This is a genomic window from Streptomyces sp. P9-A2, from assembly GCF_036634175.1.
In the GTDB taxonomy this organism is placed as follows: Bacteria; Actinomycetota; Actinomycetes; order Streptomycetales; family Streptomycetaceae; genus Streptomyces; species Streptomyces pratens.
In genome coordinates this window covers 3,029,032-3,055,891 of record NZ_JAZIFX010000001.1, presented here as the reverse complement: position 1 = coordinate 3,055,891, position 26,860 = coordinate 3,029,032, and the positions used below count along the sequence as shown (strand labels likewise).

Genomic DNA, 26,860 nt, shown 5'->3' with positions numbered 1-26,860 from the left:
GACCGGCCGGAGGGTCCCCGGTGAGGGGCACCCGCGGCCGGCCGGTATCAGGAAACCGCCCGCTCCCGTACGGCTTCGCGGGCCGGCACGGTCGCCGGTGACGGAAGGGTCGCCCGGACCGGCTCCTGCGGCAGGGACCGCAGCACCGGGGTGGGGCGGGATGTCGCCCGAGGCGCCGTCATGGCCACCGTCAGCCCGAGAGCGAGTGCCGCGACGACGACGAGCGCGATGCCCACGCCCGAACTCGTCCGTGACAACAGCAGCAGGGCGAGGGTGGAGAAGACCACGGTGCACGAACCGTAGGCGAGCTGAGTGACAGTCGGACGGGGCATGGCCATCGTGTCCTCGGGAGTCGGGGGCTGTCGGCCTGGCGTTCCACCGGCTCAACGGTGTGCCACCAAGCGACTCTCACCGCGAGCGTGCCCGAGTGGAACGCACAGTAAGCGTGACCTCACCGGCAGGACTGGTGCACAGGGGGCGCACGGAGTCATCTCGACGGCGAAACAGGCCCTCCGTGTCCGTAAACAGCCCTCCCCTGTCCGTAAAGCGAACCCCGCCTCCGCGTAATTCAGTTGATCTGTTCAAGTCAAGGTCTGTTTTTTCTGCCGAACCTCTAGTCAAATGTGGTCACTTGACTACACGCGTTGATCACGTGTGCGTAATCGTCCGCCACCCGGACCTCACCTTCGCGCACACGCACGCCAGAGGGGATCTCAAGTGACCAGTAGACCCTGGACGTCCAGAGCGGCCGCGACAGGCGTGGCACTGGCGGCGATCGCCGCCACCTGCTCTGCGTTCACCGTGGCCCAGGCCGACACGGCCGAAGGGGCCGACCGGCCGGCCAGTGTGGACCGGCAGGACCCGGCGGAGCACAACCACGTCGAGCACGACCTCGAGGGCCCGCTCTCCAAGACCCGGGACGCCCAGCGCCAGGAGGCCCTGAAGCAGGTCATATCCGGCGAGTCCTCGGTCAAGGACCGGGGCGGCTCGAAGGTCGTCGAGCTCAAGGGCAAGGGCAAGGGCAAGAAGGGCACCGGCAAGTACGTCGAGCTCGGCCGCGAGAAGACCGACAAGATCTTCACGATCCTGGTCGAGTTCGGCGACGAGACCGACAGCCGCTACGGCGGCACCCGCGGACCGCTGCACAACGAGATCGCCGAGCCGGACCGCGGCGCGGACAACTCCACCGCATGGCAGGCGGACTACGACCAGAAGCACTTCGAGGACATGTACTTCGGCACCGGCAAGGGTGTCGAGTCGGTCAAGACGTACTTCGAGAAGCAGTCCTCGGGCCGCTACTCCGTCGAGGGCCAGGTCTCCGACTGGGTCAAGGTCCCCTACAACGAGGCCCGCTACGGCAACAACGCCTGTGGCCAGAGCACCTGCTCGAGCGTGTGGAACGTCGTCAGCGACGGCCTGAACGCATGGGTCGCCCAGCAGAAGGCGGCGGGGGCGACCGACGCCGAGATCAAGGCGGACGTCGCGAAGTTCGACGAGTGGGACCGCTACGACTTCGACGGCGACGGCGACTTCAACGAGCCCGACGGCTACATCGACCACTTCCAGGTCGTGCACGCCGGTGAGGACGAGTCCGCCGGCGGCGGTGCCCAGGGCGGGGACGCGATCTGGGCCCACCGCTGGTACGCCTTCGGCACCGACGCCGGAGCCACCGGCCCCGCCCACAACAAGCTCGGCGGCGCGCCCGTCGGCGACACCGGCATCTGGGCCGGCGACTACACCATCCAGCCGGAGAACGGCGGACTCGGTGTCTACGCCCACGAGTACGGCCACGACCTCGGCCTGCCGGACCACTACGACACCGCGGGCGGCGAGAACTCCACCGGCTTCTGGACCCTGATGTCCTCCGGTTCCTGGCTCGGCACCGGGAAGAACGAGATCGGCGACCTGCCCGGCGACATGACCGCCTGGGACAAGCTCCAGCTGGGCTGGCTGGACTACGACACGGCCAAGGCCGCGACGAAGTCCAAGCACAAGCTGGGCTACGCCGCGTACAACACCAAGGACAAGCAGGCCCTCGTGGTCGAACTGCCCGAGAAGGCGGTCACCACCGAGATAGTGGTCCCCGCCGAGGGCGAGACCCAGTGGTGGAGCGGCAGCGGTGACGACCTGCGCAACACGCTGACCCGTTCCGTGGACCTCACCGGCACCTCGACGGCCGAGCTGACGCTCGACGGCTGGTACGAGATCGAGTCCGACTACGACTTCCTCTACGCCGAGGCCTCGACCGACGGCGGCGCCAACTGGACCGTCCTGGACGGCACGGTGGACGGCACGCCGATCCCGCGCGACGGCAGCGACAAGCCGGCCCTGCACGGCACGGTCGACGGCTACAAGCCGCTGGCCTACCCGCTGGACGCCTACGCCGGTCAGAAGATCGACCTGCGCTTCCGCTACCAGACCGACGGCGGCCTGGCGATGAAGGGCTTCGCGGCCGACCGGATCTCGGTGACCGCGGACGGCACCGCGCTGTTCACGGACAACGCCGAGACCGCCGACGCCGCCTGGACGGCCAACGGCTTCTCCCGCATCGGCGCGTCGTTCACCAACGACTACACGCAGTACTACATCGCCGAGAACCGCCAGTACGTGTCGTACGACAAGACCCTCAAGGTCGGCCCGTACAACTTCGGCTTCGCGAACAGCCGTCCGGACTGGGTGGAGCACTTCCCGTACCAGAACGGCCTGTTGATCTGGAAGTGGGACACCTCGCAGGCGGACAACAACACCAGTCGGCACCCGGGCACCGGCCTGGTCCTGCCGGTCGACTCGCACCCGGCCGCGCTGAAGTGGTCCGACGGCACGCTGATGCGCAACCGCGTCCAGACGTACGACTCGACGTTCAGCACCTTCCGCACGGACGGCATCACGCTGCACAAGAGCGGCGTCGCGACCAAGATCCGCTCCTCGAAGGGTGTGCCGGTCTTCAACGACCGCACCCACACCTACTACGACGAGACGAACCCGGGCGGCGGCGTCAAGATCACTGACACCAACACAAAGATCAAGATCGTCAAGGAGGCCAAGGACGGCTCGACGATCCGCCTCGAAGTAAGCCGCGCAGCGAAGTAAACCGCGTCTTACCAGGTCAAAACGTGATCGGCGGCGACCCACTGGCGGGTTGCCGCCGTTCCGTGTTTAGGTGCGTCCTGTGACGCTCTTATTGACACCTGGCCCGACGGGGGTATGAATTCCATGGCCGCAGGAGGCTTCAGCAAGCTGCCGAACGGCACCGTGGTGGTGGCACTGAACCTGCCCAGCCCCGCCGCCGGCCCCGGCTCGGTGCGCGTCCTCGTGCACGCGGGCAACAGGGCCCGCGCCCTGACGAGGCTGCGCAACCTGGGTCTGCGGGCCGTCTACCTGCGGGGCAACGCGGCCCCGCCGAGCCCCGACGAGATCACCGCGGTGCTGCACCACCCCGACGGCCTCATATGGCGCACGGCCCCCGACAGCGCGGCCCTGCCCGGCCCCGGCCCGTCCGGTCCCGGCGACCTGGTGGTCGAGCTGTGGCACCCGATCCGCGCCCTGCTCGGACGCCCCGCGGCCCCCGCCTGACCGGCGTACGCTTGATCGGCCCCCGCCCGGCCGGTCCTCGCCTGACCGGCGTACGCCCGCACGGCGCACTCACGCCCCGGAGGGGTGCCCCTTACCGCACGACCGGCTTCCCCGAGAGCTCCACACCCGCGCCGCGCAGCTCGTCGAGCGCCCGCTCGGTGGTCTGTGCGGCCACCCCCGCGGTGAGGTCCAGCAGGACCTGGGTGCGGAAGCCCTCGCCGACGGCGTCCAGGGCGGTGGCCCGGACACAGTGGTCGGTGGCGATGCCCACCACGTCCACCTCGTCGATCTCGCGGGCGCGCAGCCAGTCGGCCAGCGACACGCCGTTCTCCTCGGTTCCCTCGAAACCGCTGTACGCCGCCGAGTACGCCCCCTTGTCGAAGACGGCGTCGACCGCGCCGGAGGTGACAGCGGGGGCGAAGTTCGGGTGGAAACCGGCGCCCTCCGTCCCGGCGACGCAGTGCGCGGGCCAGGAGCGGACGAAGTCGGGGTTGTCGGCGAAGTGGCCGCCGGGGGCGATGTGGTGGTCGCGGGTGGCCACCACGTGCCGGTACCCGTCCGGCACCCGTGCGATCAGCTCGGTGATGGCGGCGGCCACATCCGCACCGCCGGACACGGCGAGGCTTCCCCCCTCGCAGAAGTCGTTCTGCAGGTCAACGACGATCAAGGCGCGGCGCATGGTCGGATTCCTTCGGCTGGGGATCGATCAGGGATCGGTCGGGGGTCGGTTGCGGCATTACGGGACAGGGGGTCACGGGCAGAGGACCGCGGGACAGCCGGCAGGCCCTTACGACCTCACCCGCGACAGTGAGCGGGCTCCCGACGCCCTGCGGCTTCGCCTCCGGCGTCGTCGTCGGTCGCGATGGCTCCGCCATCACTCCCTCCTCCGCCTTGGATCCGAAGCCGCATGAGGCCGCTCGCTGATCCACTCCTCATCGCGGGTGAGGTCGTTAGCTACCCGAGCCCAGGTTCAGGTACTCCGTCGGAATGACGGGTTCCCCGCGGGACAGCTGGGTAGCGGACAGCGGCAGGCCGGCGCGGGCCGCGGCGTGCCGTTCGCGGAGCCGGTCCAGCGGCTCGCGCGCGGTCGCGGTCACCTCGCCGCTCTTGATCAGCTCCACCAGCAGCTGCCGGTCGGCCAGCTCCTCGGGCACCTGCCCGGTGCCGACCACCTCGGCCTCGGCGACACCCCGCTCGTCCAGCCGCCGCGCGGCCCACTTGCGGCCGCCGATGGAGGTCTTGCCGCCGGTGGACCGTTTCGCCACGGGCACCAGCGGCGCTCCGGCGTCGGCGGACTCGGCGCGGGCGACCAGCTTGTAGACCATGGAGGCCGTCGGGTGCCCGGAGCCGGTCACCAGCTGGGTGCCGACGCCGTACGAGTCCACCGGCGCGGCGGCCAGCGAGGCGATGGCGTACTCGTCGAGGTCCGACGTCACGGTGATCTTCGTGCCGGTGGCGCCCAGCTCGTCCAGCTGCTGCCGCACCCGGTGCGCGACCAGGAGCAGGTCACCGGAGTCGATCCGGACCGAGCCCAGGGACGGGCCGGCGACCTCGACGGCCGTACGGACCGCCTCGGTCACGTCGTAGGTGTCCACGAGAAGCGTCGTACCGGCGCCGAGGGAGTCCACCTGTGCGCGGAAGGCGTCCCGCTCGCTGTCGTGCACCAGGGTGAAGGCGTGGGCGGAGGTGCCCACGGTCGGGATGTTGTAGCGGAATCCGGCCGCCAGGTCGGAGGTGGAGGTGAAGCCGCCCACGTAGGCGGCCCGGGAGGCGGCCACCGCGGCCAGCTCGTGGGTGCGCCGGGCGCCCATCTCGATCAGCGGCCGGTACCCGGCGGCCGACGACATCCGGGAGGCCGCCGCGGCGATCGCCGAATCGTGGTTGAGGATCGACAGGATCACCGTCTCCAGCAGCACGCACTCCGCGAAGCTGCCCTCGACCCGCATGATCGGCGAGCCCGGGAAGTACACCTCGCCCTCCGGGTAGCCCCAGATGTCCCCGGTGAAGCGGTAGTCGGCCAGCCAGTCGAGGGTCGGCCCGTCGACGACGTCCTTCTCGCGCAGGAAGTCGAGGAGGGGGCCGTCGAAGCGGAAGTTCTCCACCGCGTCCAGGACCCGTCCGGTGCCGGCCACCACGCCGTAGCGGCGGCCCTCCGGCAGGCGCCGGGTGAAGACCTCGAACACGCTGCGTCGTTCGGCGGTGCCGCCGCTCAGGGCGGCCTGCAGCATCGTCAGCTCGTAGTGATCGGTGAAGAGTGCCGTCGACGGAACAGTCACCGGCAACCCAAGGTCCGCTGTGTTCATACGAAGATGCTACCCCCTTTTCGTCGTTCTGACGATTTCGGTTCGGCGTCCCGGTCCGCGTACGCCGGTTTGTACTCCCGGCCCCTTCCGGTGGCAGCATGGGCGGTGTGACGTCACCCGCACCCCTGGAGATCGAACGCACCGAGTCGGCGGAAGAGGTTTTCGCCGTGCCCGAGCCCGACGTCCCCTGGATCACCCTTGTCCACAATGACCCGGTCAACCTCATGAGCTACGTGACGTACGTCTTCCAGACGTACTTCGGCTACTCCAAGGACAAGGCCACCAAGCTCATGCTCGATGTCCACCACAAGGGCCGGGCCGTCGTCTCCAGCGGTACCCGCGAGGAGATGGAACGCGACGTCCAGGCCATGCACGGCTACGGCCTGTGGGCCACTCTCCAGCAGGACCGGAAGTAGCCCGCCGACAGGACCGGAAGCAGTCCGCCGACAGGACCGGAAAGCCACACAGCAGCCCGCCCGCGCCCCGCCCCAGCCCCCGCCCGCAGGACCGGAAGTAGCGAATCGCCTCCATGTCAGGACACTTCGAACCGCTCCCCGGCGGCGGCGCGGCCGTCGCCCTCGACGACGTCGAGATCTCCATCATCCGGTCCCTCGCCGTGCAGCTCATGGAGCTGATCGGCCCCGGCCCGGCCGTGGACGCCTCCGCCGACCCGCTTGCCGGACTCTTCGCCGAGGGCCCGAGCGAACCGCCCGCCGACCCCGTGCTGCGCCGGCTCTTCCCGGACGCCTACGGCGGCCCCGAGGTATCCGCCTCGGCCAAGGACACCGAGGAGCGGCGGGAGCACTCCGCGGAGTTCCGCCGCTTCACCGAGAACGACCTGCGGGCCGGCAAGCGCGAGAGCGCCCTCACGGTGATCCGCTCCCTGGACGGACTCACCGGGGCCGGCGGAGAAGGGGCGGTGCTCGAGCTCTCCGCCGAGGAGTCCCGCCAGTGGCTCGGCACGCTGAACGACCTGCGCCTGGCGATCGGGTCCCGGCTGGAGATCGACGACGAGGACGACACCGATCTCCTCTTCAGCCTCCCGGACGAGGATCCGCGCAAGCCCATGGTGATGGCGTACCTGTGGCTCGGCGGCCTCCAGGAGACCCTGGTATCGACCCTGATGCCGTAGGCCGCGCGGCCCGCGGCACCGCCGGCCCGCGGCACCGTGCGGCTTGCGGAACCCCGTGGCCGACAGCGCCGTGTCACGCCCGCCGGTACGACGCCCCGCGCTCTCGGCGCAGCCGTCGCCCATGCCGTACATCCGACCGGGATGTTCGGAAAAGTCCGCCGACGTGTTCGCTCAGAGGACACTCAAGCCCGCGTGGCGATCCTGTCAAGGCTTCCGCCGCCTATGTATTTTCCTGGTGACGTCTGTCCGCTTTCTCCTGTGATGTGCGCCACGAATCGCTGCTGATCAGTGTTGCGGTCGTGATAGATCTGCACGACCACCCGGCGAACACCATCGGTACGCCCGCCGGGTGCGCCACCGAGCCGGCGACCGCCGGCCAGGCGTGAGCGGACGCGCTCAGCTCCATCAGTCCGGGGGGACAGAGACCCGGTCCGGGGCCCACCAGCGGCCCGGACCGGGATGGAGAAAGGCGCATGCCACATGGCCTCACCGCAGGTCGACACGGAGTCCGTATCCGACGAGGGGTATGAGCGCGGTCTCAGCGGCCGTCAAGTCCAGATGATCGCGATCGGCGGCGCCATCGGCGTCGGCCTCTTCCTGGGAGCCGGGGCGAACATCGCCAAGGCCGGACCCAGCCTGATCGTGATGTACGCCCTCGCCGGCGTGATCATCTTCTTCATCATGCGGGCGCTCGGCGAGCTCCTGCTCTACCGCCCGGTCTCGGGTTCCTTCGCCGAGTACTCGCGGGAGTTCCTCGGCCCGTTCTTCGGCTACTTCACCGGCTGGACGTACTGGCTGATGTGGATCGTCATCGGTATGGCCGAACTCACGGCCGCCGCGATCTACATCAACTACTGGTTCCCACAGATCCCGCAGTGGGTCACCGCCCTGGTCTTCCTGCTCGTCCTCTTCGGGGCCAACCTCATCTCGGTGAAGATGTTCGGCGAGATCGAGTTCTGGTTCTCGATGATCAAGGTCACCGCCATCATCGGCATGATCGTGATCGGGCTGGGCGTGCTCACCCTCGGCTTCAGCGCCGCCGGGGACACCGCCGCGGTGTCCAACCTCTGGGCCTTCGACGGCTTCTTCCCCAAGGGCATCGGATCGTCCCTGATGACCCTCCAGGGCGTCATGTTCGCCTACCTCGCCATCGAAATCGTCGGCGTCACGGCCGGCGAGTCCAAGAACCCGGAGAAGACCCTCCCCAAGGCGATCAACACCCTGCCCTGGCGCATCGCCCTGTTCTACGTCGGTGCCCTCACCGTCATCCTGTGCGTGGTCAAGTGGACCGAGTTCGCGCCGGGGGTCAGCCCCTTCGTCGCGGCCTTCGCCCAGATCGGCATTCCGGCCGGCGCCGCCATCGTCAACTTCGTCGTGCTGACCGCCGCCCTGTCCTCCTGCAACTCCGGGATGTACTCCACGGGCCGCATGCTGCGCAGTCTCGCGGAAAACGGCGAGGCCCCGCGGATCTACCAGCGGCTCTCCTCCAGCAAGACCCCGGCGCTCGGCATCGCCACCTCGGTGGTCTTCATGGGCATCGGCGTCGTCCTGAACTACGTCGTCCCGGAGAAGGCGTTCGGCTACGTCACCTCCATCGCCACGGCGGCCGGCATCTGGACCTGGCTGATGATCCTGATCAGCCACATCCTCTACCGCCGCCAGGTGGTCGCGGGCCGACTGCCCGCCTCCTCCTTCCCGGCGCCCGGCGGCTCGGTGTGCTCCTACATCGCCATCGCGTTCCTGCTCTTCGTCACCTCCCTCATCGCGATCGACGCGGAGGCCAGGATCTGCCTCTACGTGATGGCCGGCTGGGCCCTCGTCCTGGGGACCGGCTGGGCGGTCCTCAAGAACCGCGATCCGCGGATCACCGAGGACCGCGAGCCGAAGTTCGAGAAGATCGGCGGCTAGCTCCTACCGGCCGTGGGGAGCACCGGCCGTGGGGTTCTGCCGTGTGGCCGTACCCGTCGTGCGGGAGTGCTCGTGGCACTCCCGCACGACCGCCGGTCAAGGTGCCCCGACGTCCGGCATCCGGGCCGCCCCGTATCACCCCTCGGTACGGGACGGCCCGTCTGCTTATCCTGAGTCCCATGCTGACCATCACCCAGGAGCTGTACGACCGGATCGTCGCCCACGCACGCGAGGACCACCCCGACGAGGCGTGCGGCGTGGTGGCGGGCCCGGCGGGCTCCGGCCGGCCCGAGCGTTTCGTGCCCATGCTGAACGCGGCCCGCTCGCCCACGTTCTACGAGTTCGACTCGAAGGACCTGCTCAAGCTGTACCGCGAGATGGACGACAACGACGAGGAGCCGGTGATCGTCTACCACTCCCACACCGCGACCGAGGCGCACCCCTCCCGCACCGACATCACCCTCGCGAGCGAGCCCGGCGCCCACTACGTCCTGGTCTCCACCGCCGACACCGACGGCCTCGGCGACTTCCAGTTCCGCTCGTTCCGGATCGTGGACGGCGAGGTCACCGAGGAGGAGGTCAAGGTCGTCGAGGCGTACTGACCCGCGCCCGAGCCTTCCCGGCCCTCTTCGGGCCCTCTCCCCACCCCTCCAGGCGCCCGCTCGCGCAGTGCCTGACGGGGCCCCGACCTGCCTCTTCCCACATATCGATCGGCCATCTTCCGAAGTATGAGACGACACTCGGATCCGGCCATCGGGAATCGATACGATGAGCCCATGGTTCTCCATGACGTGAGCGACAAGACGCCGGGCGCACTGCTCGTGGCGCGGCTGCACGTCGACCTGTGCAGACTCGCCAGCGCCATCTGTTGACACCGAGCCTCCCGCCGTACGGCCCGTGAGCCCCGGCGGCTCCACCGCGTACGCATCCCCACGCGCCGCCCGCGCCGCCGCGCGCCCACCGACCAGACGAAAACACCGACAGGAGTCCCACGCCATGGCCATCGAGGTCCGGATCCCCACCATCCTCCGCCAGTACACCGACGGTCAGAAGGCGGTGGAAGGCACCGGGAACACCCTCACCGAGCTCTTCGCCGACCTCGAGACCCGGCACGCGGGCATCAGGGCACGCCTCATCGACGACGCCAAGGGCGACCAGCTGCGCCGCTTCGTCAACGTCTACCTCAACGACGAGGACGTCCGCTTCCTCGACGGCATCAACACCAAGCTGACCGACGGCGACAACGTCACGATCCTGCCGGCCGTGGCCGGCGGCACGGCCTGATCGGCGATGCGTTACGACTCCCCCCTGGCCGCGGTCGGCAACACCCCGCTGGTGCGCCTGCCGCGGCTCTCGCCGTCCACCGACGTCCGTGTCTGGGCGAAGCTCGAGGACCGTAACCCGACTGGCTCGATCAAGGACCGTCCGGCCCTGTTCATGATCGAACAGGCGGAGAAGGACGGCCGGCTGACCCCGGGCTGCACCATCCTGGAGCCGACGTCCGGCAACACCGGCATCTCCCTGGCCATGGCCGCCAAGCTCAAGGGCTACCGCATGGTGTGCGTGATGCCCGAGAACACCTCGCGGGAACGCCGCGACCTGCTGTCCATGTGGGGCGCGGAGATCATCTCCTCCCCGGCCGCCGGCGGCTCCAACACCGCCGTGCGGGTCGCCAAGGAGATCGGCGCCGAACACCCGGACTGGGTGATGCTCTACCAGTACGGCAACCCGGACAACGCGGGCGCCCACTACGCGACCACCGGCCCGGAGATCCTCACCGACCTGCCCTCGATCACGCACTTCGTGGCCGGCCTCGGCACCACCGGCACCCTCATGGGCGTCGGCCGCTACCTGCGCGAGCACAAGCCCGACGTGAAGATCGTCGCCGCCGAACCCCGCTACGACGACCTCGTCTACGGGCTGCGCAACCTCGACGAGGGCTTCGTCCCCGAGCTGTACGACGCCTCCGTCCTCACCACCCGGTTCTCGGTCGGCTCCGCCGACGCCGTCACCCGGACCCGTGAACTCCTCCAGCAGGAAGGCATATTCGCCGGTGTCTCCACCGGAGCCGCCCTGCACGCCGCGATCGGCGTCGCGAACAAGGCGCTCCGTGCGGGGGAGACCGCCGACGTCGTCTTCGTCGTCGCCGACGGCGGCTGGAAGTACCTGTCGACCGGTGTCTACACCGCCGCCACGACGGAGGAAGCCATCGACACGCTCCAGGGCCAGCTCTGGGCGTGACCCGCGAGGGCATGACGCCCACAAGGGCATGACCCATGAGGGCAGGACGCACACCAGAGCAGTACGAAGGGGCCGGAGATCCACTCCGGCCCCTTCGCCTTTTCGCCCCTTCGCCGTTCTGCCGCCCGGCGGTCACCGCGCCAGATGCCGGACCCGGTCCCACACCGTCGGGTCGACGGGCCCCACCCTGCGCCGGAACTCCCGTACCGGGACCTCGCGCAACTCGTCCGTCTCCAGGAAACTCGCCCGGCCCCGGGCGTCCCCGACGGATCCCGGCGGCAGCGGGACCACCCCGGCGCGTTCCTCCCGGAAGCGCGTCGTGATCTTCGCGACCGTCACCCGCTCCCCGCGCACCGCCAGCACCAGGCACGGCCGGTCCTTCGACACCCCGTCCCCCGCCGGCGCCCCGTCCCCCGAACGCGCCCCGTTCCCCGCCCCCGGCACCTCCTCGTAGGGCACGTCCGCCCACCAGATCTCCGCGGGCCGGGGCCGGCCACCCCCGTCGCCCCCGTCGTCCGTAACGGTCCCCGCCCCGGCCGGCGCACTCCGGACGCGGGGCCGGTGCCGGTGCCCCCGGCCCCATCCGTCGACGAGCGCGGCGACCAGCGCGAGCAGTACCACCGCGACGAGTGCGAGCCACCACGACGTGTTCATGACCCGACCGTACCGGCGCGGGCCGCAGCCGTGCGCCTTCTCGCGCGCCCCATGTGATCCGCTTCCAACCGAACCGGTGACAGCGCAGGTGAGTTCCCCCACAACAGCCCTTGGCGGAGGAGCGACCAAAGGTTTTGCGCCTTACGCTCGACGAACCGCACGACCCCCGTTTTCACTACCCCGCCAGCGGAGGTTTCTGCTCCATGAAGCTCACCGTCGTCGGCTGCTCGGGGTCGTTCCCGTCCGTGGAATCGGCCTGTTCGAGCTACCTCGTAGAGGCCGACGGCTTCCGGCTGCTCCTCGACATGGGCAACGGAGCCCTGGGCGAGTTGCAGCGCCACTGCGGTCTCTACGACCTGGACGCGATCTTCCTCAGTCATCTGCACGCCGACCACTGCATCGACATGTGCGCGTACTTCGTGGTGCGCTACTACCGGCACGACGGAGGCCGCTGCGACCCGATCCCGGTCTACGGACCCGAGGGCACGGAGCACCGGCTGACCACGGCCTACGCCGACACCCCCTCCGCCTCCTCCATGAGCGAGGTCTTCGACTTCCACACGGTCAAACCGTCCACCTTCGAGCTCGGCCCGTTCGTCGTGCACACCGAACGCGTCGCGCACCCGGTGGAGGCGTACGCCATCCGTCTCGAACACGGCGGGAAGTCACTGACGTACTCCGGCGACACCGGGGTGAGCACCGCGCTCGACGAACTCGCCCACGAAACCGACCTGTTCCTGTGCGAGGCCGCCTTCACCGCCGGCAAGGAGAACATCCCCGACCTGCATCTCAACGGCCGCGAGGCGGGTGAGTCGGCGGCCCGCGCCCGGGCCCGCCGGCTGGTCCTCACCCACATCGCCCCGTGGACCGACCCGCAGGTCAACCTCGCCGACGCACGCGCGGCCTACGACGGACCGGTGGAACTGGCGGCCCCCGGCGTGACGTACGTGATCTGAGCCCGCGCACGACCGAGGCCCCGGAGCGTCATGGCTCCGGGGCCTCGGTCTATGCGGTCATGCGGGCTACTTGGCCTCGGCCTTCTGCAGCTCCGCCAGTTCCTCGTCGGACTCACGGCCCGGCGTCGGCAGGTTGAACTTGGTGATGGCGAAGCGGAAGACCACGTAGTAGACCGCCGCGAAGCAGAGGCCGACCAGGGCCAGGCCCCACGGGTTGGTGGCGATGCCCAGGTTCAGGGCGAAGTCGACCGCGCCGGCCGAGAATCCGAAGCCGTCCTTCATCCCCAGAGCCCAGGTCAGCGCCATCGAGACACCGGTGAGGACCGCGTGGATCGCGTACAGGATCGGCGCGATGAACATGAACGTGAACTCGATCGGCTCGGTCACGCCGGTGACGAACGAGGTCAGCGCCAGGGAGAGCATCATGCCGCCGACGACCTTGCGGCGCTCGGGGCGGGCGCAGTGCACGATGGCCAGACAGGCGGCGGGCAGCGCGAACATCATGATCGGGAAGAAACCGGTCATGAACTGGCCGGCGCTCGGGTCACCGGCGAGGAAGCGGGCGATGTCACCGCTCTTGCCCTCGTACTCGCCCGCCTGGAGCCAGGGGAAGGAGTTCAGCAGGTGGTGCATGCCGACCGGGATCAGAGCACGGTTGGCGACACCGAAGATGCCTGCGCCGACGGCACCGGAACCGACCAGCCACTCACCGAAGTTGTGCAGACCGGCGCCGAGGACCGGCCAGACATAGCCGAAGACGATGCCCATGAGCAGACCTGCGAACGCCGACAGGATCGGGACCAGGCGGCGGCCGCCGAAGAAGCCCGCCCAGTCGGGCAGCTTGGTGCGGTAGAAGCGCTGGTAGAGCAGGGCGACGACGAGGCCCATGACCACACCGCCGAGCACCTTGGCGTCCACTGCCTGCTCGACCATCACGATCTTGCCGTCGACGATGGCTTCCTGCTTGGGCAGGCTGCCGTCGGTGAACGTGCCGAGGACGTTCTTGAAGACCAGGTAGCCGACGACGGCGGCCAGCGCGGTCGAGCCGTCCGACTTCTTCGCGTAGCCGATGGCGATGCCCACCGCGAAGAGCAGGGCCATGTTGTCGAGGATCGCGTTGCCGCCGGCGGCCATGAAGGACGCGATCTTCGTCAGGAAGGCCGGGAACTCCGGGCGCCCGAGCATGTCGGTGTTGCCGAGGCGCACCAGCAGCGCGGCGGCGGGCAGCACGGCCACCGGCAGCATCAGGCTGCGGCCGATGCGCTGCAGCACAGCCATCACACCGGAGCCCTTCTTCTTCTCGGCCGCAGGAGCGGCGCTGGCCGTGGACACAACTTCCTCCAGTGGGCATGGCGCCGCGCGGGGGCAAAGGAGGGGACGGCGGCGTCCGGTGGTCTACACCACTCAGTGGTGTAGACCTGTTGTAGCACGATGAAGGTCGTATGAGGAACCCTCGGATTCCGCAACCGGAGAGCTACACTCCGTACCCGCTCCGCGGCCGTTACCCCATTCCCCCAGGCGCACCGAAAGGCCCCCGGACCCATGATCCGAGGGCTCGAACGACCGATTACACCTTAAGGGGCTCCCCTCAGGCCTTGGTGGTGTCCTCCACCTCCTCCTCCGCCTCCCGCCCCGGCGTCTTCAGGTCGAACTTCGTGATCGCGAACCGGAAGACCACGTAATACACCACCGCGAAGCACAGCCCGATCGGAACGATCGCCCACGGCCTCGTCGCCAGGTTCCAGTTGATGACGTAGTCGATCAGCCCCGCCGAGAAGCTGAACCCGTCGTGCACCCCCAACCCCCACGTCACCGCCATCGACACACCCGTCAGCACCGCGTGCACCGCGTACAGCGCCGGCGCGACGAACAGGAACGAGTACTCGATCGGCTCCGTGATCCCCGTCACGAACGACGTCAGCGCCACCGACAGCATCAGACCGCCGACCTCCTTACGGCGGGCCGGCCTCGCACAGTGCGTGATCGCCAGCGCCGCCACCACCGCCACCACCACCACCACCAGCGCCAGCGCCGTCGACCCGTCCGCCTTCTTCGCCATGCCGATGGCCACACCGACACAGAACAGCAGCGGCAGCCCCAGCGAACCGTCCAGCAGCGCGCCGCCCGCACCCACCATCACCCTGGAGACGTCCGTCCAGCCCAGACCGTCGTCCCCGAACATGTCCGGCTGGCCCAGCCGGTTGAGGATGCCCGCCGCCGGCAGCACCGCGATCGGCAGCTGCAGACTGCGGCCCATCTTCTGCAGCCCCTGGAACAGCCGCTGCCGGCGCGCACGCAGGGAACCGACCTCCGGACCGGCACCGGCGGGACTCTGCGTACTCATCCGGTCCCCTTCATTTCATCGGGAGGCTCGCTGAGAGGTTCGCCGAGAGGTCCACTGGGAGGTTCACGGGGGATTCGCCGGGAGGGTTTGGCGACGGTCCCCCCGGTGGTGTAGACCAGTTGGAGGCGGCCCCGCTATCGTGACGCCATCCTTCGGTACGGACGGCACGACCGCTCGCGAAGATGGGCCAACTGTGGGTTACTGCGACAAAAGCGGTTCGGATCAGGGAGAGCGAACATGGCCACCAAGGCTGAGAAGATCGTCGCCGGGCTCGGCGGCATCGAGAACATCGAGGAGATCGAGGGCTGCATCACCCGCCTCCGCACCGAAGTCATCGACGCCTCCAAGGTCGACGACGCCGCACTGAAGTCCGCCGGCGCCCACGGCGTCGTCAAGATGGGCACCGCCATCCAGGTCGTCATCGGCACCGACGCCGACCCCCTCGCGGCCGAGATCGAAGACATGATGTGACCACCGGAACCTCCTGAGCACCCGGAACCTCCTGAACACCCGGAACCTCCCGGACACCCGGAGCGTCCTGAACACCCGGAACCTCCTGAGTACCCGGAGCGTCCGAAGATCCACGGCACCGGGAACACCCGGCACCCGAGGGCCCCTTCCCGGCGGCAGCGCACCCGCCGCACCCGGAAGGGGCCCCTCCCGTATACGGCTAGGCTCGACACCATGTCTCGAATCGACGGCCGCACCCCCGAACAACTCCGCCCGGTCACCATCGAACGCGGCTGGAGCAAGCACGCCGAAGGCTCCGTCCTCGTCTCCTTCGGCGACACCAAAGTCCTCTGCACCGCCTCCGTCACCGAAGGCGTCCCCCGCTGGCGCAAAGGCACCGGCGAGGGCTGGGTGACCGCCGAATACTCGATGCTCCCCCGCGCCACCAACACACGCGGCGACCGCGAATCCGTCCGCGGCCGCATCGGCGGACGCACCCACGAGATCAGCCGCCTCATCGGCCGGTCCCTGCGCGCCGTCATCGACTACAAGCAACTCGGCGAGAACACCATCGTCCTCGACTGCGACGTCCTCCAGGCCGACGGCGGCACCCGCACCGCCGCCATCACCGGCGCCTACGTCGCCCTCGCCGACGCCATCAACTGGTCCAGGGACAACAAACTCATCCGCGCCAGCCGGAAACCCCTCACCGGCACCGTCAGCGCCGTCTCCGTCGGCATCGTCGACGGCACCCCCCTCCTCGACCTCCGCTACGAGGAGGACGTCCGCGCCGACACCGACATGAACGTCATCTGCACCGGCGACGGCCGCTTCGTCGAAGTCCAGGGCACCGCCGAAGCCCAGCCCTTCGACCGCACCGAACTCAACGCCCTCCTCGACCTCGCCGTCGCCGGCTGTGCCGAACTGACTACCGCACAGCGCACCGCACTTGATAGCGTCCTCGAAAGGTAAAGGACGTACCAAGGGACATGGCCGACGCGGGCAACCGCGTCGGCCATCCCCGCGTCCTCATGGGTACGGGCGTACGGACGGGATCCACTCCGCACACCCGGTCAGCGAGGAGGGCCGCCCGGCCCCACGAGGGAGGGACCGTTCCATGGCCGCGAGCCGCCGACGCCGCACCACAGCCGTCGCCGCCACACTGGCTGCCGTCGCACTCACCGCCGGACTCACCACCGGCTGCAGTGCCGTCGACAAGGCACTCGACTGCGTCCGGACCGCCGACGCCATCGCCGACAGCGTCACCGAACTCCAACAGGCCGTCGAAAACGCCTCCAACGACGCCACCCAGCTCGAGGAGTCCCTCGACTCCATCGACCAGAACCTCGGCGAGATAGGCGACCAGACCGACAACGCCGACGTCGGCAAGGCCGTCGACAACCTGGACAAGGCCGTCGGCAACGTCCGCACCTCCGTCGAGGACGGCGACACCACCCCCGACCTCAGCCCCGTCACCGACGCGGCCGGCGAACTGACGAAGGTCTGCACGCCGTAGTCCCGTAGTCCCGTATGACACGGACGAGGCACCGGTCATGGGGCCCGCGATACTGGACCCCATGACCCGCCTGATCCTCGCCACCCGCAACGCCGGAAAGATCACCGAACTGCGGTCGATCCTCGCCGACGCCGGACTGCCCCACGAACTCGTCGGCGCCGACGCCTACCCCGACGTCCCCGACGTCAAGGAAACCGGCACCACCTTCGCCGAGAACGCCCTCCTCAAGGCCCACGCCCTCGCCCGCGCCACCGGACACCCCGCCGTCGCCGACGACTCCGGCCTCTGCGTCGACGTCCTCGGCGGCGCCCCCGGCATCTTCTCCGCCCGCTGGGCAGGCCGCCACGGCGACGACAAGGCCAACCTCGACCTGCTCCTGGCCCAGCTCTCCGACATCGACGACACCCACCGCGGCGCCTACTTCGCCTGCGCCGCCGCCCTCGCCCTCCCCGACGGCACCGAACGCGTCGTCGAAGGCCAACTGCGAGGCACCCTGCGCCACACCCCGGCCGGCACCGGCGGCTTCGGCTACGACCCGATCCTCCAGCCCGACGACGAGACCCGCACGTGCGCGGAGCTGTCCGCGGCGGAGAAGAACGCCATCAGCCACCGGGGCAAGGCCTTCCGGGCACTGGTACCGGTGGTGCGAGAGCTGCTGGGGTGAGCCCGCATGACGACGGCCTGCGTATCATCCTTCGATTCGCAGGCCGTTAGTGTGCGGCGGAAGGGATTCGAACCCTCAAGCCCGATCAAGGGCCACAGATCCTAAGTCTGCCGCGTCGCCGTTGCGCCACCGCCGCTGGTGCCTGTCATGGTACCGGGGGTCGTGCGTTGCCTGACGCCTCCCCTGCACCACGTGCTGGTGATCGCGTGGCAGTTGGGGCACAGAAGCCGCAAGTTCTCGCGCCGATCGTCCCGCCAATCCCCGTTGATGTGATCGACCTCCAGCGTCATCGGCATCCCGCGCCAGTTGGGCCCGATGCCACACGTGGCGCAGCGTTCGGGTACACCGATCTCGCGTAGGGCTCGGCGGAGCTGTGGCGTTCTCGTGCGGTGCTCGGCGCTGTGCAGGACCAGGATGTCTTCAGCGCTCTTCAGAGGGTTGGAGCTCGGCCTCCCCCGCCGGTGAGCCTGCCCCAGGAAGTGCGCGGTTGAAAGCTGCTCCTCCGCGATCCATGACCGCACCATTGTGCGCTGGCTGGTGTTGTCGGGGCGATCCAAGCTGCTCAGGACCTCAGCCATGGAAGTGGACGCCGCGACGGCTGTGCGTAGTTCGCTGCTTGTGGGCCTCGTACGGCGCATGGTGCGTCTGCCCCGGTGGCGGAAGTGAGAGATGTCGATGTCGTAGTGCTCGAAGCGCTTGTGCAGGTATCGCCGAAGCGTTTCGTAGGGTCGGGTGCCGAAGAAGGTAATGACTTCGTCGATGTCGGAGCAGCGCGTGGCCGCCTCGGTCATGCGTTCACGGGTGTACAGAGTGCCGCTGCCCATCAGGCGCCGCTCCTTGCGCGCTCCGTGCCACGCCCTCGGTAGCTGTCCGTTGTGGAGTGGCAATTGGGGCAGAGTAAGCGCAGGTTCTCGAGCCGGTTGTTCCGCCAATTGCCGTCGATGTGATCGACCTCGAGCGGCAGTGGCTCTCCCCGCCACAGGGCCTCCAGCCCACACAGGGCGCAGTGATCATTCATTCCCGCTTCGAGCATCGCGCGCTTGAGCCGACTGCCGTCGACACGTCTGGCTCGACTCGGCGGCTGCTCGGAGAGGATGTTTCCTCCTGTCCTGGCACGCGCGGCCGGCACTTCAAAGTGTGAGGTGTCGATGCCGTACGCCTTGATGCGGCGGCTGATGTGCGTGTGATGACCCCCGACAACTTCAAGCCCGAGGCGGCGCAGCACCTCGCACATGTTGGTCGAAGTGGATACCGCCGCTTGCAGAACATCCCTGGTCCATCGCACTGCATCGGGCTCGAAGTGAGATACGCCCACGCCCAATCTCTTCATCCGCTCCCGGATGTACGCCCGCGTCGGACTCCTCGGATCCACCCCCAGCCGCACCAACGCCTCCGACAGCGTCCGTGCCCCCCGAGCCGCTTCCTCCAGCCGCTCCTTCGTGTACGCGCTCGTCCCCATCGAGTCCCCTCCGTTCCTAGGCCACCCGTTCGTGGCCTCGTACGGAGTAACGAACCGTTTATCGGACGGTCACGCGTGACACGGGGAACGGCCCGCACCGGGTTGTCGGTGCGGGCCGTTCGCGAGGGGGTGGGTCAGACGCCCAGGTCCCTGATGATCTTGGCCACGTGGCCCGTCGCCTTGACGTTGTAGAAGGCGTGCTCGACCTTGCCCTCCTCGTCGACGACGATCGTGGAGCGGATCACGCCGACGACGGTCTTGCCGTACAGCTTCTTCTCGCCGAAGGCGCCGTACGCCTCCAGGACCTGCTTGTCCGGGTCGGCGAGGAGGGTGACCTTCAGGGACTCCTTCTCGCGGAACTTGGCGAGCTTCTCGGGCTTGTCGGGGGAGATGCCGATGACGTCGTAGCCCGCGCCGGTCAGCAGCTCGAGGTTGTCGGTGAAGTCGCAGGCCTGCTTGGTGCAGCCGGGGGTGAGCGCCGCCGGGTAGAAGTAGACGATGACCTTGCGGCCCTTGTGGTCGGCCAGGGACACCTCGTTGCCGTCGGCGTCGGGCAGGGTGAAGGCGGGGGCCGGGGCTCCGGGCTCGAGGCGTTCGCTCATCGGTCTGGTCTCCTCGTACGTACACGCTGGGTGGATCGGGTGCCGGGATCGAGGGTATCCGGGTGCCCTGACCGTGCGGTGCGGCGTGAAGCTGACAGACTGTCCGGCACAGGTACGGCTTTTATGGTTTCAGCGGATTTCGGAGGCGACACGGTGGCGGACACGGCGGACACCAGAACCCCGGCGGAGATCGAGGCGGACATCAAGCGCCGTCGCGCGGTGCTGGCCGAGACCCTGGACGAGATCGGCGTGCGGGTGCATCCGAAGACGATCGTGGGGGACGCGAAGGCCAGGGCCGCCTCCCATGTCGATCACACGCTCGGCAGGGCGTACGTCGGTGTCAATCGTGCGGTGAGTGATGTCAAGGCGCAGTTCGTGGATCTGAACGGTGCGCCGCGGCTGGAGCGGGTCGTGCCGGTCGCGGTGGTGGTAGTGGTGGGTGTGGTGGGGCTGCTGGCTCTGGGGTCGCGCCGGCGCAGGCGTTGATCCGTATCCGTACCCATACCCGCACCCTTACCCGCACCCTTACCCGCACCCTTACCCGGGTCCGGATCCGGACCCGATCGCGTACATCCGTGGCCGAGGCAGGTAGGTTTCAGGCGTGAGCGCGAAGAAGAACGAGCACGATCCCCGGCACGACAAGCTGCCTATCCGGATGCTGCACGACCGTGTGCTGGTGCGGCAGGACGCGAGTGAGGGCGAGCGGCGGTCCGGGGGCGGCATCCTGATTCCCGCGACGGCGGCGGTCGGCCGTCGGCTGGCCTGGGCCGAGGTCGTCGCGGTGGGGCAGAACGTCCGGACGGTGGAGACGGGTGACCGGGTGCTGTACGACCCGGAGGACCGTGCGGAGGTCGAGGTGCGGGGTACCGCGTACGTGCTGATGCGGGAGCGTGATCTGCACGCCGTGGCCGCGGACCGGTTCGAGGGGTCGGAGGACTCGACGGGCCTGTACCTGTAGATCCGTGGGCCCGTGGAGTGTCGCGGTGTTGCCGTTGTGACGGCCGGAAGGGCTGGTGACCATGGTCACCAGCCCTTCCGGCCGTTCTGGCCGGGGCTTCGGGGTGGGGGCTCACTGGGCCCCGACGAGACGGGCCGTCGGTGGTCGCCGTGGTGGGGTTGAAGGCGATGTCGGGGCACTGAGTGGCTGAGCGCTGGGCGCGGTCGCTCCCGGCGCTCACTTCCGGCGCTCGCTCCCCGTGCTCACGCACCCCGGGGCCACTTCCCGGGCGCGCCCCCGCTGACCTCCCCGCGCTCATTCCCCGCGGGGGCGTGGGATGAAGCCGGTGAGGCCTCCTCGGCTGCCCGCGCCGGGGTTCTCGCCGTCGGTCGAGCCGTTGCCTCCGGTTCCGCCGCTGCCGGTGTCGCCGGTGGTGCCGCCGCCGGTGGTTCCGTCCGTGGTGCCGCCGGTGGAGGTGCCGTCGTCCGTGCCGCCGGTCGTGGTGTCGCCGTCGGTGCCTTCGTTCGTGCCGCCTTCGGTGCGGCCTTCGCCGGTGCCGTCGTCCGGGCCCGGGGTCCGGTCCGTGTTCTCGTCCGGTCCGGGGGTGGGGGTGTCGTCGTCCGGGGTGGTCGTGGGCGGGAGGGAGCCGGTGCCGGCGGTCGGTGGTGCGGTCCGTTCGGCGTCCGGCTGCAGTTCGAGGTCGAAGGCGCTGACGGGCTTGTCCTCCAGTGCCTCCCGGGTGAACTGGGCCCAGATCTCGGCGGGGGCCCCGCCGCCGTTGACGCGGGGCAGTCCCATCGCGCCGTACAGCTTCTCCTGTGCGGCGGTGTCCGGGTTCTGGCCCATGACCGCGATGACGGTGGCGAGTTCGGGGGTGTAGCCGGCGAACCAGGCGGCCTTGTCCTCCTCCGCGGTGCCGGTCTTGCCGGCGGCGGGGCGGCCCGCGCCGAGGGCGGCGGTCGCGGTGCCGTTCTGGACGACGCCGCGCAGGACGGCGGTGGTGGTGTCGGCGGCTTCGCGGCTGACGGCCCGGTGTTTCTTCGGCTCGGGCAGCGGCACTGTTTCTTTTCCGTCCTTGGTGATCTTCTCGATCAGGACGGCGTCGCTGTGTACGCCGTGGTTGGCGAGGGTCGCGTAGGCCTGGGCCATGTCCAGGGTGCTGGCGGTGGCCACGCCGAGGGCGATGGAGGGGGAGGGGGTCAGTTCGGGCGTGGTGGAGGGGAGGCCGAGGTCGATGGCGGTCTGCTGGACCTTGTCGGAGCCGATGTCGACCGCCAGCTGGGCGTAGACGGCGTTGACGGACTTGTCGGTGGCCTCGCGGACGGTGATGTCGCCGTACGAGCGGTCGTCCTCGTTGGCAGGTTCGTAGAGGTCGCCGGACCAGCCCTGGACGGGGCGTTTGTTGGTGCCGTCGTAGACGGTGTTGGGGGTGATGGGGCGGCCGTCCTGGGTGGTGGACGCGTTCTCGACGGCGGCGGTGAACACGAACGGTTTGAAGATGGAGCCGACCTGGTAGTCCCTGCGGGTGGCGTTGGGGGTGTACTGCTTGACGTAGTCGATGCCGTTGTACATGGCGCGGACCTTGCCGGTCTTCGGTTCGATGGCGGTGCCGCCCGCGCGGACGTACGTGTCGACCTCGCGTTCCTTCTGGTCGAGCCGGTCGATCAGGTTGTCGTTGACGGCGTCGACGAAGGCGTTCTGCTTGTCCTTCTGCAGGGTGGTGGTGATGCGGTAGCCGCCCGTGTCGAGTTCCTCCTCGCCCACGATCTTGTTCTGGACGAGGTGGTTCTTCATGATCTGCACGATGTAGCCGCGCTGGCCGGACATGCCGGTGGAGTTGGTGCTCTCCTTGGGCGGGGGGAACTTCAGGCCGGCGCGCTCGGTTCCGCTCAGCCAGCCCTTCTGGACCATGCCGTCCAGGACGTAGTTCCAGCGGGACTCGGCTGCGGGGCGGTTCTCCGGGTGGGTGACGACGTCGTACTGGCTGGGGGCGTTGACCAGGGCGGCGAGGTAGGCGGCGCGGCCGGCGTCGAGGTCCTGGGCGTCCATGCCGTAGTAGGCCTGGGCGGCGGCCTGGATGCCGTAGGCGTTGCGGCCGAAGTAGCTGGTGTTGAGGTAGCCCTCGAGGATCTTGTCCTTGCTCTGTTCGCGGTCCAGTTTGATCGCGATGAAGAATTCCTTCACCTTGCGGGTGACGGTCTGCTCCTGCTGGAGGTAGTAGTTCTTCACGTACTGCTGGGTGATGGTGGAGCCGGACTGCTTGCCCTTGCCGGTGGCGGTGTTCCAGGCGGCGCGGAGCATGGCCTGGGGGTCGACGGCGGACTCGGTGTAGAAGTCGCGGTCCTCGGCGGCGAGGATGGCGTGCTGCGCGTCCTGGGAGATCCGGCCGAGGCCGACGTTCTCCCGGTTGACCTCGCCGTCCCGGGCGATGACGGAGCCGTCGGTGTACAGGTAGACGTTGGCCTGCTTGAGCGCGAGGGCGTTGGCGGACGGGATGTGCACGAGGTGGTAGCCGAGGAAGAAACCGCCGATGAGCAGGAGTGCGCCGGCGAGGAGGGCGCCGAGCGTCATCCGCCAGGTGGGGACGATCCGGCGCCATCCGGTGCGCTGGCGCTTGCCCCGGGCGGGCTGCTGTGGCTGCGGCTCGTCGCTCATGTCGTGCACGGACTCCTGTTTCGCATTTTTTCCGAGGGTACGGCTATTGCCGCTGTTCCTGCCTGTTGCCGCTGTTCCTGCCGTTGAAGCTGTAACGGCCGGTTCGGCTGTTACGGCAGGTTCGGCCGGTACGCGTGATGCGTGCGCGTACGGGGCGTGCGTCCCCTTGTAGAAGACTGTCGCATCCGGCGGTCCGTTCCCGTCGGCGGCGCGTGTCGGACCGCTGTACGGCTTCTCACACGTATGGCCCTCGGCAGCCGGAAAATGCCTGGCAGTGCGTCGGCCGCCGGCACTAGGTTCGTGCGGTTGGGCGTCGGCGAGAGCGTCGGGCGAGGGCACTGGGCGAGGGCGTCGGGCGAGAGCGTCGGGCGAGGCGAGGACGGAGGCGGTTGTGGGGGGAGGCTCGGCCCGGTTGTCGGTCTGGCTGTCGGTCTGGTCGTCGGTCCGCTTGTACGGGGCGGTCGCGGTGGGCGGTTTCCGGCGGTACGCGACGTACCGGGCGGCGACGGCGGCCGGGGTGTTCACCAACACCGTCTTCGGCCTGATCCTCGTGTACACCTATCTGGCGCTGTGGAACGAGCGGCCGGACCTCGGGGGGTACGGGCAGGCGCAGGCGGTCACGTACGTGTGGCTGGGGCAGGCGCTGTACGCGACGCTGGCCATTCAGGGCGGCGGCTTCGAGGTCGAGCTGATGGAGCGGATCCGTACGGGTGCCATCGCGATCGATCTGTACCGGCCCGCCGACCTGCAGGGGTGGTGGCTGGCGCAGGATCTGGGCCGGTCGGTGTTCCAGCTGCTGGGGCGGGGTGTGATCCCCTTCCTGTTCGGGGTGACGGTCTTCCCGGTGGCGTTGCCGGACGATCCGCTGACCTGGGCCGCCTTCCTGACGACGGTGCTGCTCGCGATGGTGGTCAGTTACGCGATCCGCTACCTGGTGGCGCTGAGCGCGTTCTGGCTGCTGGACGGTACGGGGGCGATGCAGATGCTGATGATCGTGGGGATGCTCTGTTCGGGCCTGGTGCTGCCGCTGAACGTGTTCCCGGGCGCGTTCGGCGAGGTCGTGCGGGTGCTGCCCTGGGCGGCGCTGCTCCAGGGGCCGGCCGACGTCCTGATGGGGGAGACGAGCGCGCTGCGGGTCTTCGCGCTCCAGGGCGGCTGGGCGGTGGTGCTGCTGGTGGCGGGGCGGCTGCTGCAGTCGACGGCGACGCGGCGGGTGGTGGTCCAGGGTGGCTGAGGGCGGCGGGCGGGTCGGACGGCGGGTCGGCGGCCGGGTCGGTGAGGAGCCCGGGGGGCAGCCCGGCGGGCAGCCTGGCCGGAGGTCCGGTGGGAGGTCCGGTGGGAGGTTCGGTGGAGGGTCCGGGCTGGTGCCGGGGGTGCGCGCGTACGGGCTGATCGCGGGGATGTGGATCCGTTCGACCATGGTGTACCGGACGTCGTTCGTACTGACGACCATCGGCGGGGTCGTGGTGACCGGCCTTGACTTCGTCGGCATCGCGCTGATGTTCTCGCACGTCGACGTGCTGGCCGGCCACTCCCTGGCCGAGGTGGCCTTCCTGTACGGCCTGTCCATCGTGTCGTTCGGCATCGCGGATCTGGTGCTGGGCTCGATGGACCGGCTGGGGCGCCGGGTGCGTGACGGCACGCTCGACACGCTGCTGGTGCGGCCGGTACCGGTGCTCGCGCAGGTCGCCGCGGACCGCTTCGCCCTGCGCCGCGTCGGGCGTGTGCTGCAGGGGCTGCTGGTCCTCGGCTGGGCCGTCGCCTCGCTGGACATCGTCTGGACGGTGCCGAAGCTGCTGCTGGTGCCGGTGACGGTGGTCAGCGGCGCGGCGATCTTCTGCGCGGTGTTCGTGGGGGGCGCGGCCTTCCAGTTCGTCGCGCAGGACGCGTCCGAGGTGCAGAACGCGTTCACCTACGGCGGGCAGACGATGCTGCAGTACCCGCCGGTGGTGTTCGCGCAGGAACTGGTGCGCGGGGTGACGTTCGTACTGCCGCTCGCCTTCGTCAACTGGGTGCCCGCGTCCTATGTGCTGGGGCGGCCGTATCCGCTGGACCTGCCGCAGTGGATGGCGTTCATGGCACCGCCGGTGGCGGTGGTGTGCTGCGCGCTGGCGGGACTGGCGTGGCGGGCGGGGCTGCGTTCATACCGGAGTACAGGGAGTTAGCCATGGGTGACGACAGTGCGCATGCCGAGGGTGATGGCGGCAGCGGCAGCGGCAGCGGTGATGGCGATGGCGATGGCGGGGTGAGCGGCGGCGGGGTGAGTGGTGACGAGCGGGAGTTCATTCTTCTCGAGGGGGTCGAGAAGGTCTTCGACGTGCGGAAGAGGACCGGATTCCTGAAGCGGGAGCGGCGGCAGGTGCGGGCCGTGGACTCGCTCTCGTTCTCCGTGGCACGCGGTGAGATGGTCGGTTACATCGGGCCGAACGGCGCGGGCAAGTCGACCACGATCAAGATGCTGACCGGGATTCTCACCCCGAGCGGTGGCCGGCTGCGGGTGGCCGGCATCGACCCCAGCCGGGAGCGGACGCGGCTGGCGCACCGTATCGGGGTGGTGTTCGGGCAGCGGACGACGCTGTGGTGGGATCTGCCGCTGCTCGACTCGTACCGGCTGATGCACCGCATGTACCGGATTCCCGACGCCCGTTATCGCAAGAACCTGGACAGGCTCGTCGAACTGCTCGATCTGGGCGACCTGTTGGACACGCCGGTACGGCAACTCTCCCTGGGGCAGCGGATGCGCGGCGACATCGCGGCGGCGCTGCTGCACGACCCGGAGGTGCTGTACCTGGACGAGCCGACCATCGGTCTGGACGTCATCTCCAAGACCAGGGTGCGGGAATTCCTACGGGAGTTGAACGCCGAGCGGGCCACGACGGTGCTGCTGACCACGCACGATCTGCAGGACATCGAGCAGTTGTGCTCGCGGGTGATGGTCATCGACCACGGCCGCCTGATGTACGACGGTCCGCTCGCCGGCCTGCACCGGGCGGGGGAGAGTGAACGCACGCTGGTGGTGGACCTGGAACGGGAGATGCCGCCCATCGACGCGCCGGCGCCCGCGCGGGTGGTGCGGGTGGAGGGGCCGAGGCAGTGGCTGGCGTTCCCGGCGGCGGAGTCGGCGGCCCCGCTGGTGGCGCGGATCGCGGCGGAGTATCCGCTGGTGGATCTTTCGGTGCGGGAGCCGGACATCGAGGCCGTGATCGCGAAGATGTACGCGGAGCAGGCTGGGCAGGCTGGGCAGGCCGGGCAGGGAGAGCAGGCCAGGCGGACCGGGCAGGCGGAGCAGGCCGGGCAGGGAGGACAGGCGGTGCGGGCCGGACAGGCGGTGCGGGCGGATCGGAGGGAGGACGTCGCCCAGGGCGTCTCGGCCGCCGGGGGTGCGTCGGTTGCCGGGACCACCGAGACCGCGGGGACCACCGAGACCGTGGGGACCACCGAGACCGCGGGGGTCATCGAGGCAGTG

The 26,860-nt window shown here is 69.3% G+C and carries 29 protein-coding genes, 1 tRNA gene and 1 pseudogene; 20 read left to right on the top strand and 11 right to left on the bottom strand.

The genetic code is table 11. The features are described from left to right. Window positions 1–47: 47 nt before the first annotated feature. Window positions 48–338 carry a hypothetical protein gene (locus V4Y04_RS13820; RefSeq protein ID WP_332428092.1) on the bottom strand — a complete coding sequence of 97 codons (291 nt, stop codon included), beginning with the start codon at window positions 336–338 and terminating at the stop codon, window positions 48–50. 379 nt (window positions 339–717) lie between these two features. Between V4Y04_RS13820 and V4Y04_RS13815 the strand changes: the two genes are divergently transcribed. Beyond that, window positions 718–3,090, top strand: a complete 2,373-nt coding sequence (locus V4Y04_RS13815; protein ID WP_332428091.1) for an immune inhibitor A domain-containing protein — start codon at window positions 718–720, stop codon at window positions 3,088–3,090. Between the two features lie 123 nt (window positions 3,091–3,213). Then, complete coding sequence (locus V4Y04_RS13810; RefSeq protein WP_332428090.1) at window positions 3,214–3,573, top strand: hypothetical protein; 360 nt, start codon at window positions 3,214–3,216, stop codon at window positions 3,571–3,573. 91 nt (window positions 3,574–3,664) lie between these two features. Here the strand turns inward: V4Y04_RS13810 and V4Y04_RS13805 are convergent, their stop codons facing one another. Continuing rightward, entirely contained in the window at window positions 3,665–4,252 is a 588-nt protein-coding gene (locus V4Y04_RS13805; protein WP_332428089.1) for a nicotinamidase, read from the bottom strand. A gap of 271 nt (window positions 4,253–4,523) precedes the next feature. Next, on the bottom strand, window positions 4,524–5,876 hold the full coding sequence (locus V4Y04_RS13800) for a nicotinate phosphoribosyltransferase (protein ID WP_332428088.1): 1,353 nt from the start codon (window positions 5,874–5,876) through the stop codon (window positions 4,524–4,526). 98 nt (window positions 5,877–5,974) lie between these two features. Here V4Y04_RS13800 and clpS point away from each other — a divergent pair, with 98 nt between their 5' ends. From clpS to V4Y04_RS13760, 8 genes are all read left to right on the top strand, one after another. Beyond that, complete coding sequence (gene clpS, locus V4Y04_RS13795; protein ID WP_332428087.1) at window positions 5,975–6,292, top strand: ATP-dependent Clp protease adapter ClpS; 318 nt, start codon at window positions 5,975–5,977, stop codon at window positions 6,290–6,292. A 113-nt stretch (window positions 6,293–6,405) separates the two neighbouring features. Beyond that, complete coding sequence (locus tag V4Y04_RS13790) at window positions 6,406–7,008, top strand: DUF2017 domain-containing protein (protein ID WP_332428086.1); 603 nt, start codon at window positions 6,406–6,408, stop codon at window positions 7,006–7,008. A gap of 263 nt (window positions 7,009–7,271) precedes the next feature. Then, the gene (locus V4Y04_RS13785) at window positions 7,272–7,394 is read left to right on the top strand and encodes a hypothetical protein (protein WP_332428085.1); all 123 of its coding nucleotides are present in this window, start codon (window positions 7,272–7,274) and stop codon (window positions 7,392–7,394) included. 94 nt (window positions 7,395–7,488) lie between these two features. Further along, window positions 7,489–8,916, top strand: coding sequence for an amino acid permease (locus V4Y04_RS13780; protein ID WP_332428083.1), 1,428 nt, complete (start codon window positions 7,489–7,491; stop codon window positions 8,914–8,916). Window positions 8,917–9,095: 179 nt separating this feature from the next. Beyond that, window positions 9,096–9,518 (top strand): M67 family metallopeptidase, encoded by a 423-nt coding sequence (locus V4Y04_RS13775; RefSeq protein ID WP_332428081.1) that lies wholly within the window; start codon window positions 9,096–9,098, stop codon window positions 9,516–9,518. A 174-nt stretch (window positions 9,519–9,692) separates the two neighbouring features. Continuing rightward, complete coding sequence (locus V4Y04_RS13770; RefSeq protein WP_332428079.1) at window positions 9,693–9,788, top strand: putative leader peptide; 96 nt, start codon at window positions 9,693–9,695, stop codon at window positions 9,786–9,788. A 124-nt stretch (window positions 9,789–9,912) separates the two neighbouring features. Continuing rightward, window positions 9,913–10,200: a MoaD/ThiS family protein gene (locus V4Y04_RS13765; RefSeq protein ID WP_332428078.1), complete on the top strand. Its 288-nt coding sequence runs from the start codon at window positions 9,913–9,915 to the stop codon at window positions 10,198–10,200. Between the two features lie 6 nt (window positions 10,201–10,206). Then, window positions 10,207–11,157: a PLP-dependent cysteine synthase family protein gene (locus tag V4Y04_RS13760; RefSeq protein WP_332428077.1), complete on the top strand. Its 951-nt coding sequence runs from the start codon at window positions 10,207–10,209 to the stop codon at window positions 11,155–11,157. A gap of 132 nt (window positions 11,158–11,289) precedes the next feature. Here V4Y04_RS13760 and V4Y04_RS13755 read toward each other — a convergent pair whose 3' ends face one another. Further along, window positions 11,290–11,811, bottom strand: coding sequence for a type II toxin-antitoxin system PemK/MazF family toxin (locus V4Y04_RS13755; RefSeq protein ID WP_332428076.1), 522 nt, complete (start codon window positions 11,809–11,811; stop codon window positions 11,290–11,292). Between the two features lie 203 nt (window positions 11,812–12,014). Here V4Y04_RS13755 and V4Y04_RS13750 point away from each other — a divergent pair, with 203 nt between their 5' ends. Further along, the gene (locus V4Y04_RS13750; protein ID WP_332428074.1) at window positions 12,015–12,767 is read left to right on the top strand and encodes an MBL fold metallo-hydrolase; all 753 of its coding nucleotides are present in this window, start codon (window positions 12,015–12,017) and stop codon (window positions 12,765–12,767) included. A 66-nt stretch (window positions 12,768–12,833) separates the two neighbouring features. Here the strand turns inward: V4Y04_RS13750 and V4Y04_RS13745 are convergent, their stop codons facing one another. Together V4Y04_RS13745 and V4Y04_RS13740 are read right to left on the bottom strand one after the other, a co-directional pair. Beyond that, window positions 12,834–14,099, bottom strand: coding sequence for a PTS transporter subunit EIIC (locus V4Y04_RS13745; protein ID WP_332428072.1), 1,266 nt, complete (start codon window positions 14,097–14,099; stop codon window positions 12,834–12,836). A gap of 256 nt (window positions 14,100–14,355) precedes the next feature. Then, the gene (locus tag V4Y04_RS13740) at window positions 14,356–15,111 is read right to left on the bottom strand and encodes a PTS transporter subunit EIIC (protein ID WP_443080011.1); all 756 of its coding nucleotides are present in this window, start codon (window positions 15,109–15,111) and stop codon (window positions 14,356–14,358) included. A 237-nt stretch (window positions 15,112–15,348) separates the two neighbouring features. Between V4Y04_RS13740 and V4Y04_RS13735 the strand changes: the two genes are divergently transcribed. From V4Y04_RS13735 to rdgB, 4 genes are all read left to right on the top strand, one after another. Further along, entirely contained in the window at window positions 15,349–15,582 is a 234-nt protein-coding gene (locus V4Y04_RS13735) for a PTS glucose/sucrose transporter subunit IIB (protein WP_332428070.1), read from the top strand. Between the two features lie 213 nt (window positions 15,583–15,795). Next, the gene (gene rph / locus V4Y04_RS13730; protein WP_332428068.1) at window positions 15,796–16,533 is read left to right on the top strand and encodes a ribonuclease PH; all 738 of its coding nucleotides are present in this window, start codon (window positions 15,796–15,798) and stop codon (window positions 16,531–16,533) included. A 145-nt stretch (window positions 16,534–16,678) separates the two neighbouring features. Beyond that, window positions 16,679–17,077, top strand: coding sequence for a hypothetical protein (locus V4Y04_RS13725; RefSeq protein WP_332428067.1), 399 nt, complete (start codon window positions 16,679–16,681; stop codon window positions 17,075–17,077). Between the two features lie 61 nt (window positions 17,078–17,138). Beyond that, window positions 17,139–17,741 carry an RdgB/HAM1 family non-canonical purine NTP pyrophosphatase gene (gene rdgB, locus V4Y04_RS13720; protein WP_332428065.1) on the top strand — a complete coding sequence of 201 codons (603 nt, stop codon included), beginning with the start codon at window positions 17,139–17,141 and terminating at the stop codon, window positions 17,739–17,741. A gap of 52 nt (window positions 17,742–17,793) precedes the next feature. On the opposite strand, the gene V4Y04_RS13715 is transcribed toward rdgB, so the two are convergent. From V4Y04_RS13715 to bcp, 4 genes are all read right to left on the bottom strand, one after another. After that, window positions 17,794–17,877 (bottom strand) — tRNA-Leu (locus tag V4Y04_RS13715). Then, entirely contained in the window at window positions 17,843–18,565 is a 723-nt protein-coding gene (locus V4Y04_RS13710; protein ID WP_332428063.1) for an HNH endonuclease, read from the bottom strand. The genes V4Y04_RS13715 and V4Y04_RS13710 overlap by 35 nt, the downstream gene beginning before the upstream one ends. Beyond that, window positions 18,565–19,200 (bottom strand): HNH endonuclease signature motif containing protein, encoded by a 636-nt coding sequence (locus V4Y04_RS13705; RefSeq protein WP_332428060.1) that lies wholly within the window; start codon window positions 19,198–19,200, stop codon window positions 18,565–18,567. The genes V4Y04_RS13710 and V4Y04_RS13705 overlap by 1 nt, the downstream gene beginning before the upstream one ends. Before the next feature lie 134 nt (window positions 19,201–19,334). Further along, entirely contained in the window at window positions 19,335–19,802 is a 468-nt protein-coding gene (gene bcp / locus V4Y04_RS13700; RefSeq protein ID WP_332428058.1) for a thioredoxin-dependent thiol peroxidase, read from the bottom strand. A 153-nt stretch (window positions 19,803–19,955) separates the two neighbouring features. Here bcp and V4Y04_RS13695 point away from each other — a divergent pair, with 153 nt between their 5' ends. Then, complete coding sequence (locus tag V4Y04_RS13695; RefSeq protein ID WP_332432831.1) at window positions 19,956–20,288, top strand: DUF3618 domain-containing protein; 333 nt, start codon at window positions 19,956–19,958, stop codon at window positions 20,286–20,288. A gap of 115 nt (window positions 20,289–20,403) precedes the next feature. Further along, window positions 20,404–20,760, top strand: a complete 357-nt coding sequence (locus V4Y04_RS13690) for a GroES family chaperonin (protein WP_055597118.1) — start codon at window positions 20,404–20,406, stop codon at window positions 20,758–20,760. A gap of 294 nt (window positions 20,761–21,054) precedes the next feature. Here the strand turns inward: V4Y04_RS13690 and V4Y04_RS13685 are convergent, their stop codons facing one another. Then, on the bottom strand, window positions 21,055–23,394 hold the full coding sequence (locus tag V4Y04_RS13685; protein WP_332428051.1) for a transglycosylase domain-containing protein: 2,340 nt from the start codon (window positions 23,392–23,394) through the stop codon (window positions 21,055–21,057). Window positions 23,395–23,842: 448 nt separating this feature from the next. Here V4Y04_RS13685 and V4Y04_RS13680 point away from each other — a divergent pair, with 448 nt between their 5' ends. The 3 genes and pseudogenes from V4Y04_RS13680 to V4Y04_RS13670 form a co-directional block, all read left to right on the top strand. Continuing rightward, entirely contained in the window at window positions 23,843–24,628 is a 786-nt protein-coding gene (locus tag V4Y04_RS13680) for an ABC transporter permease (RefSeq protein ID WP_332432830.1), read from the top strand. A gap of 139 nt (window positions 24,629–24,767) precedes the next feature. Next, window positions 24,768–25,559, top strand: coding sequence for an ABC transporter permease (locus V4Y04_RS13675; protein WP_443080176.1), 792 nt, complete (start codon window positions 24,768–24,770; stop codon window positions 25,557–25,559). 2 nt (window positions 25,560–25,561) lie between these two features. Continuing rightward, window positions 25,562–26,632 (top strand): annotated as a pseudogene (locus V4Y04_RS13670) (ABC transporter ATP-binding protein); the annotation flags it as partial. Between the last annotated feature and the right edge of the window lie 228 nt (window positions 26,633–26,860).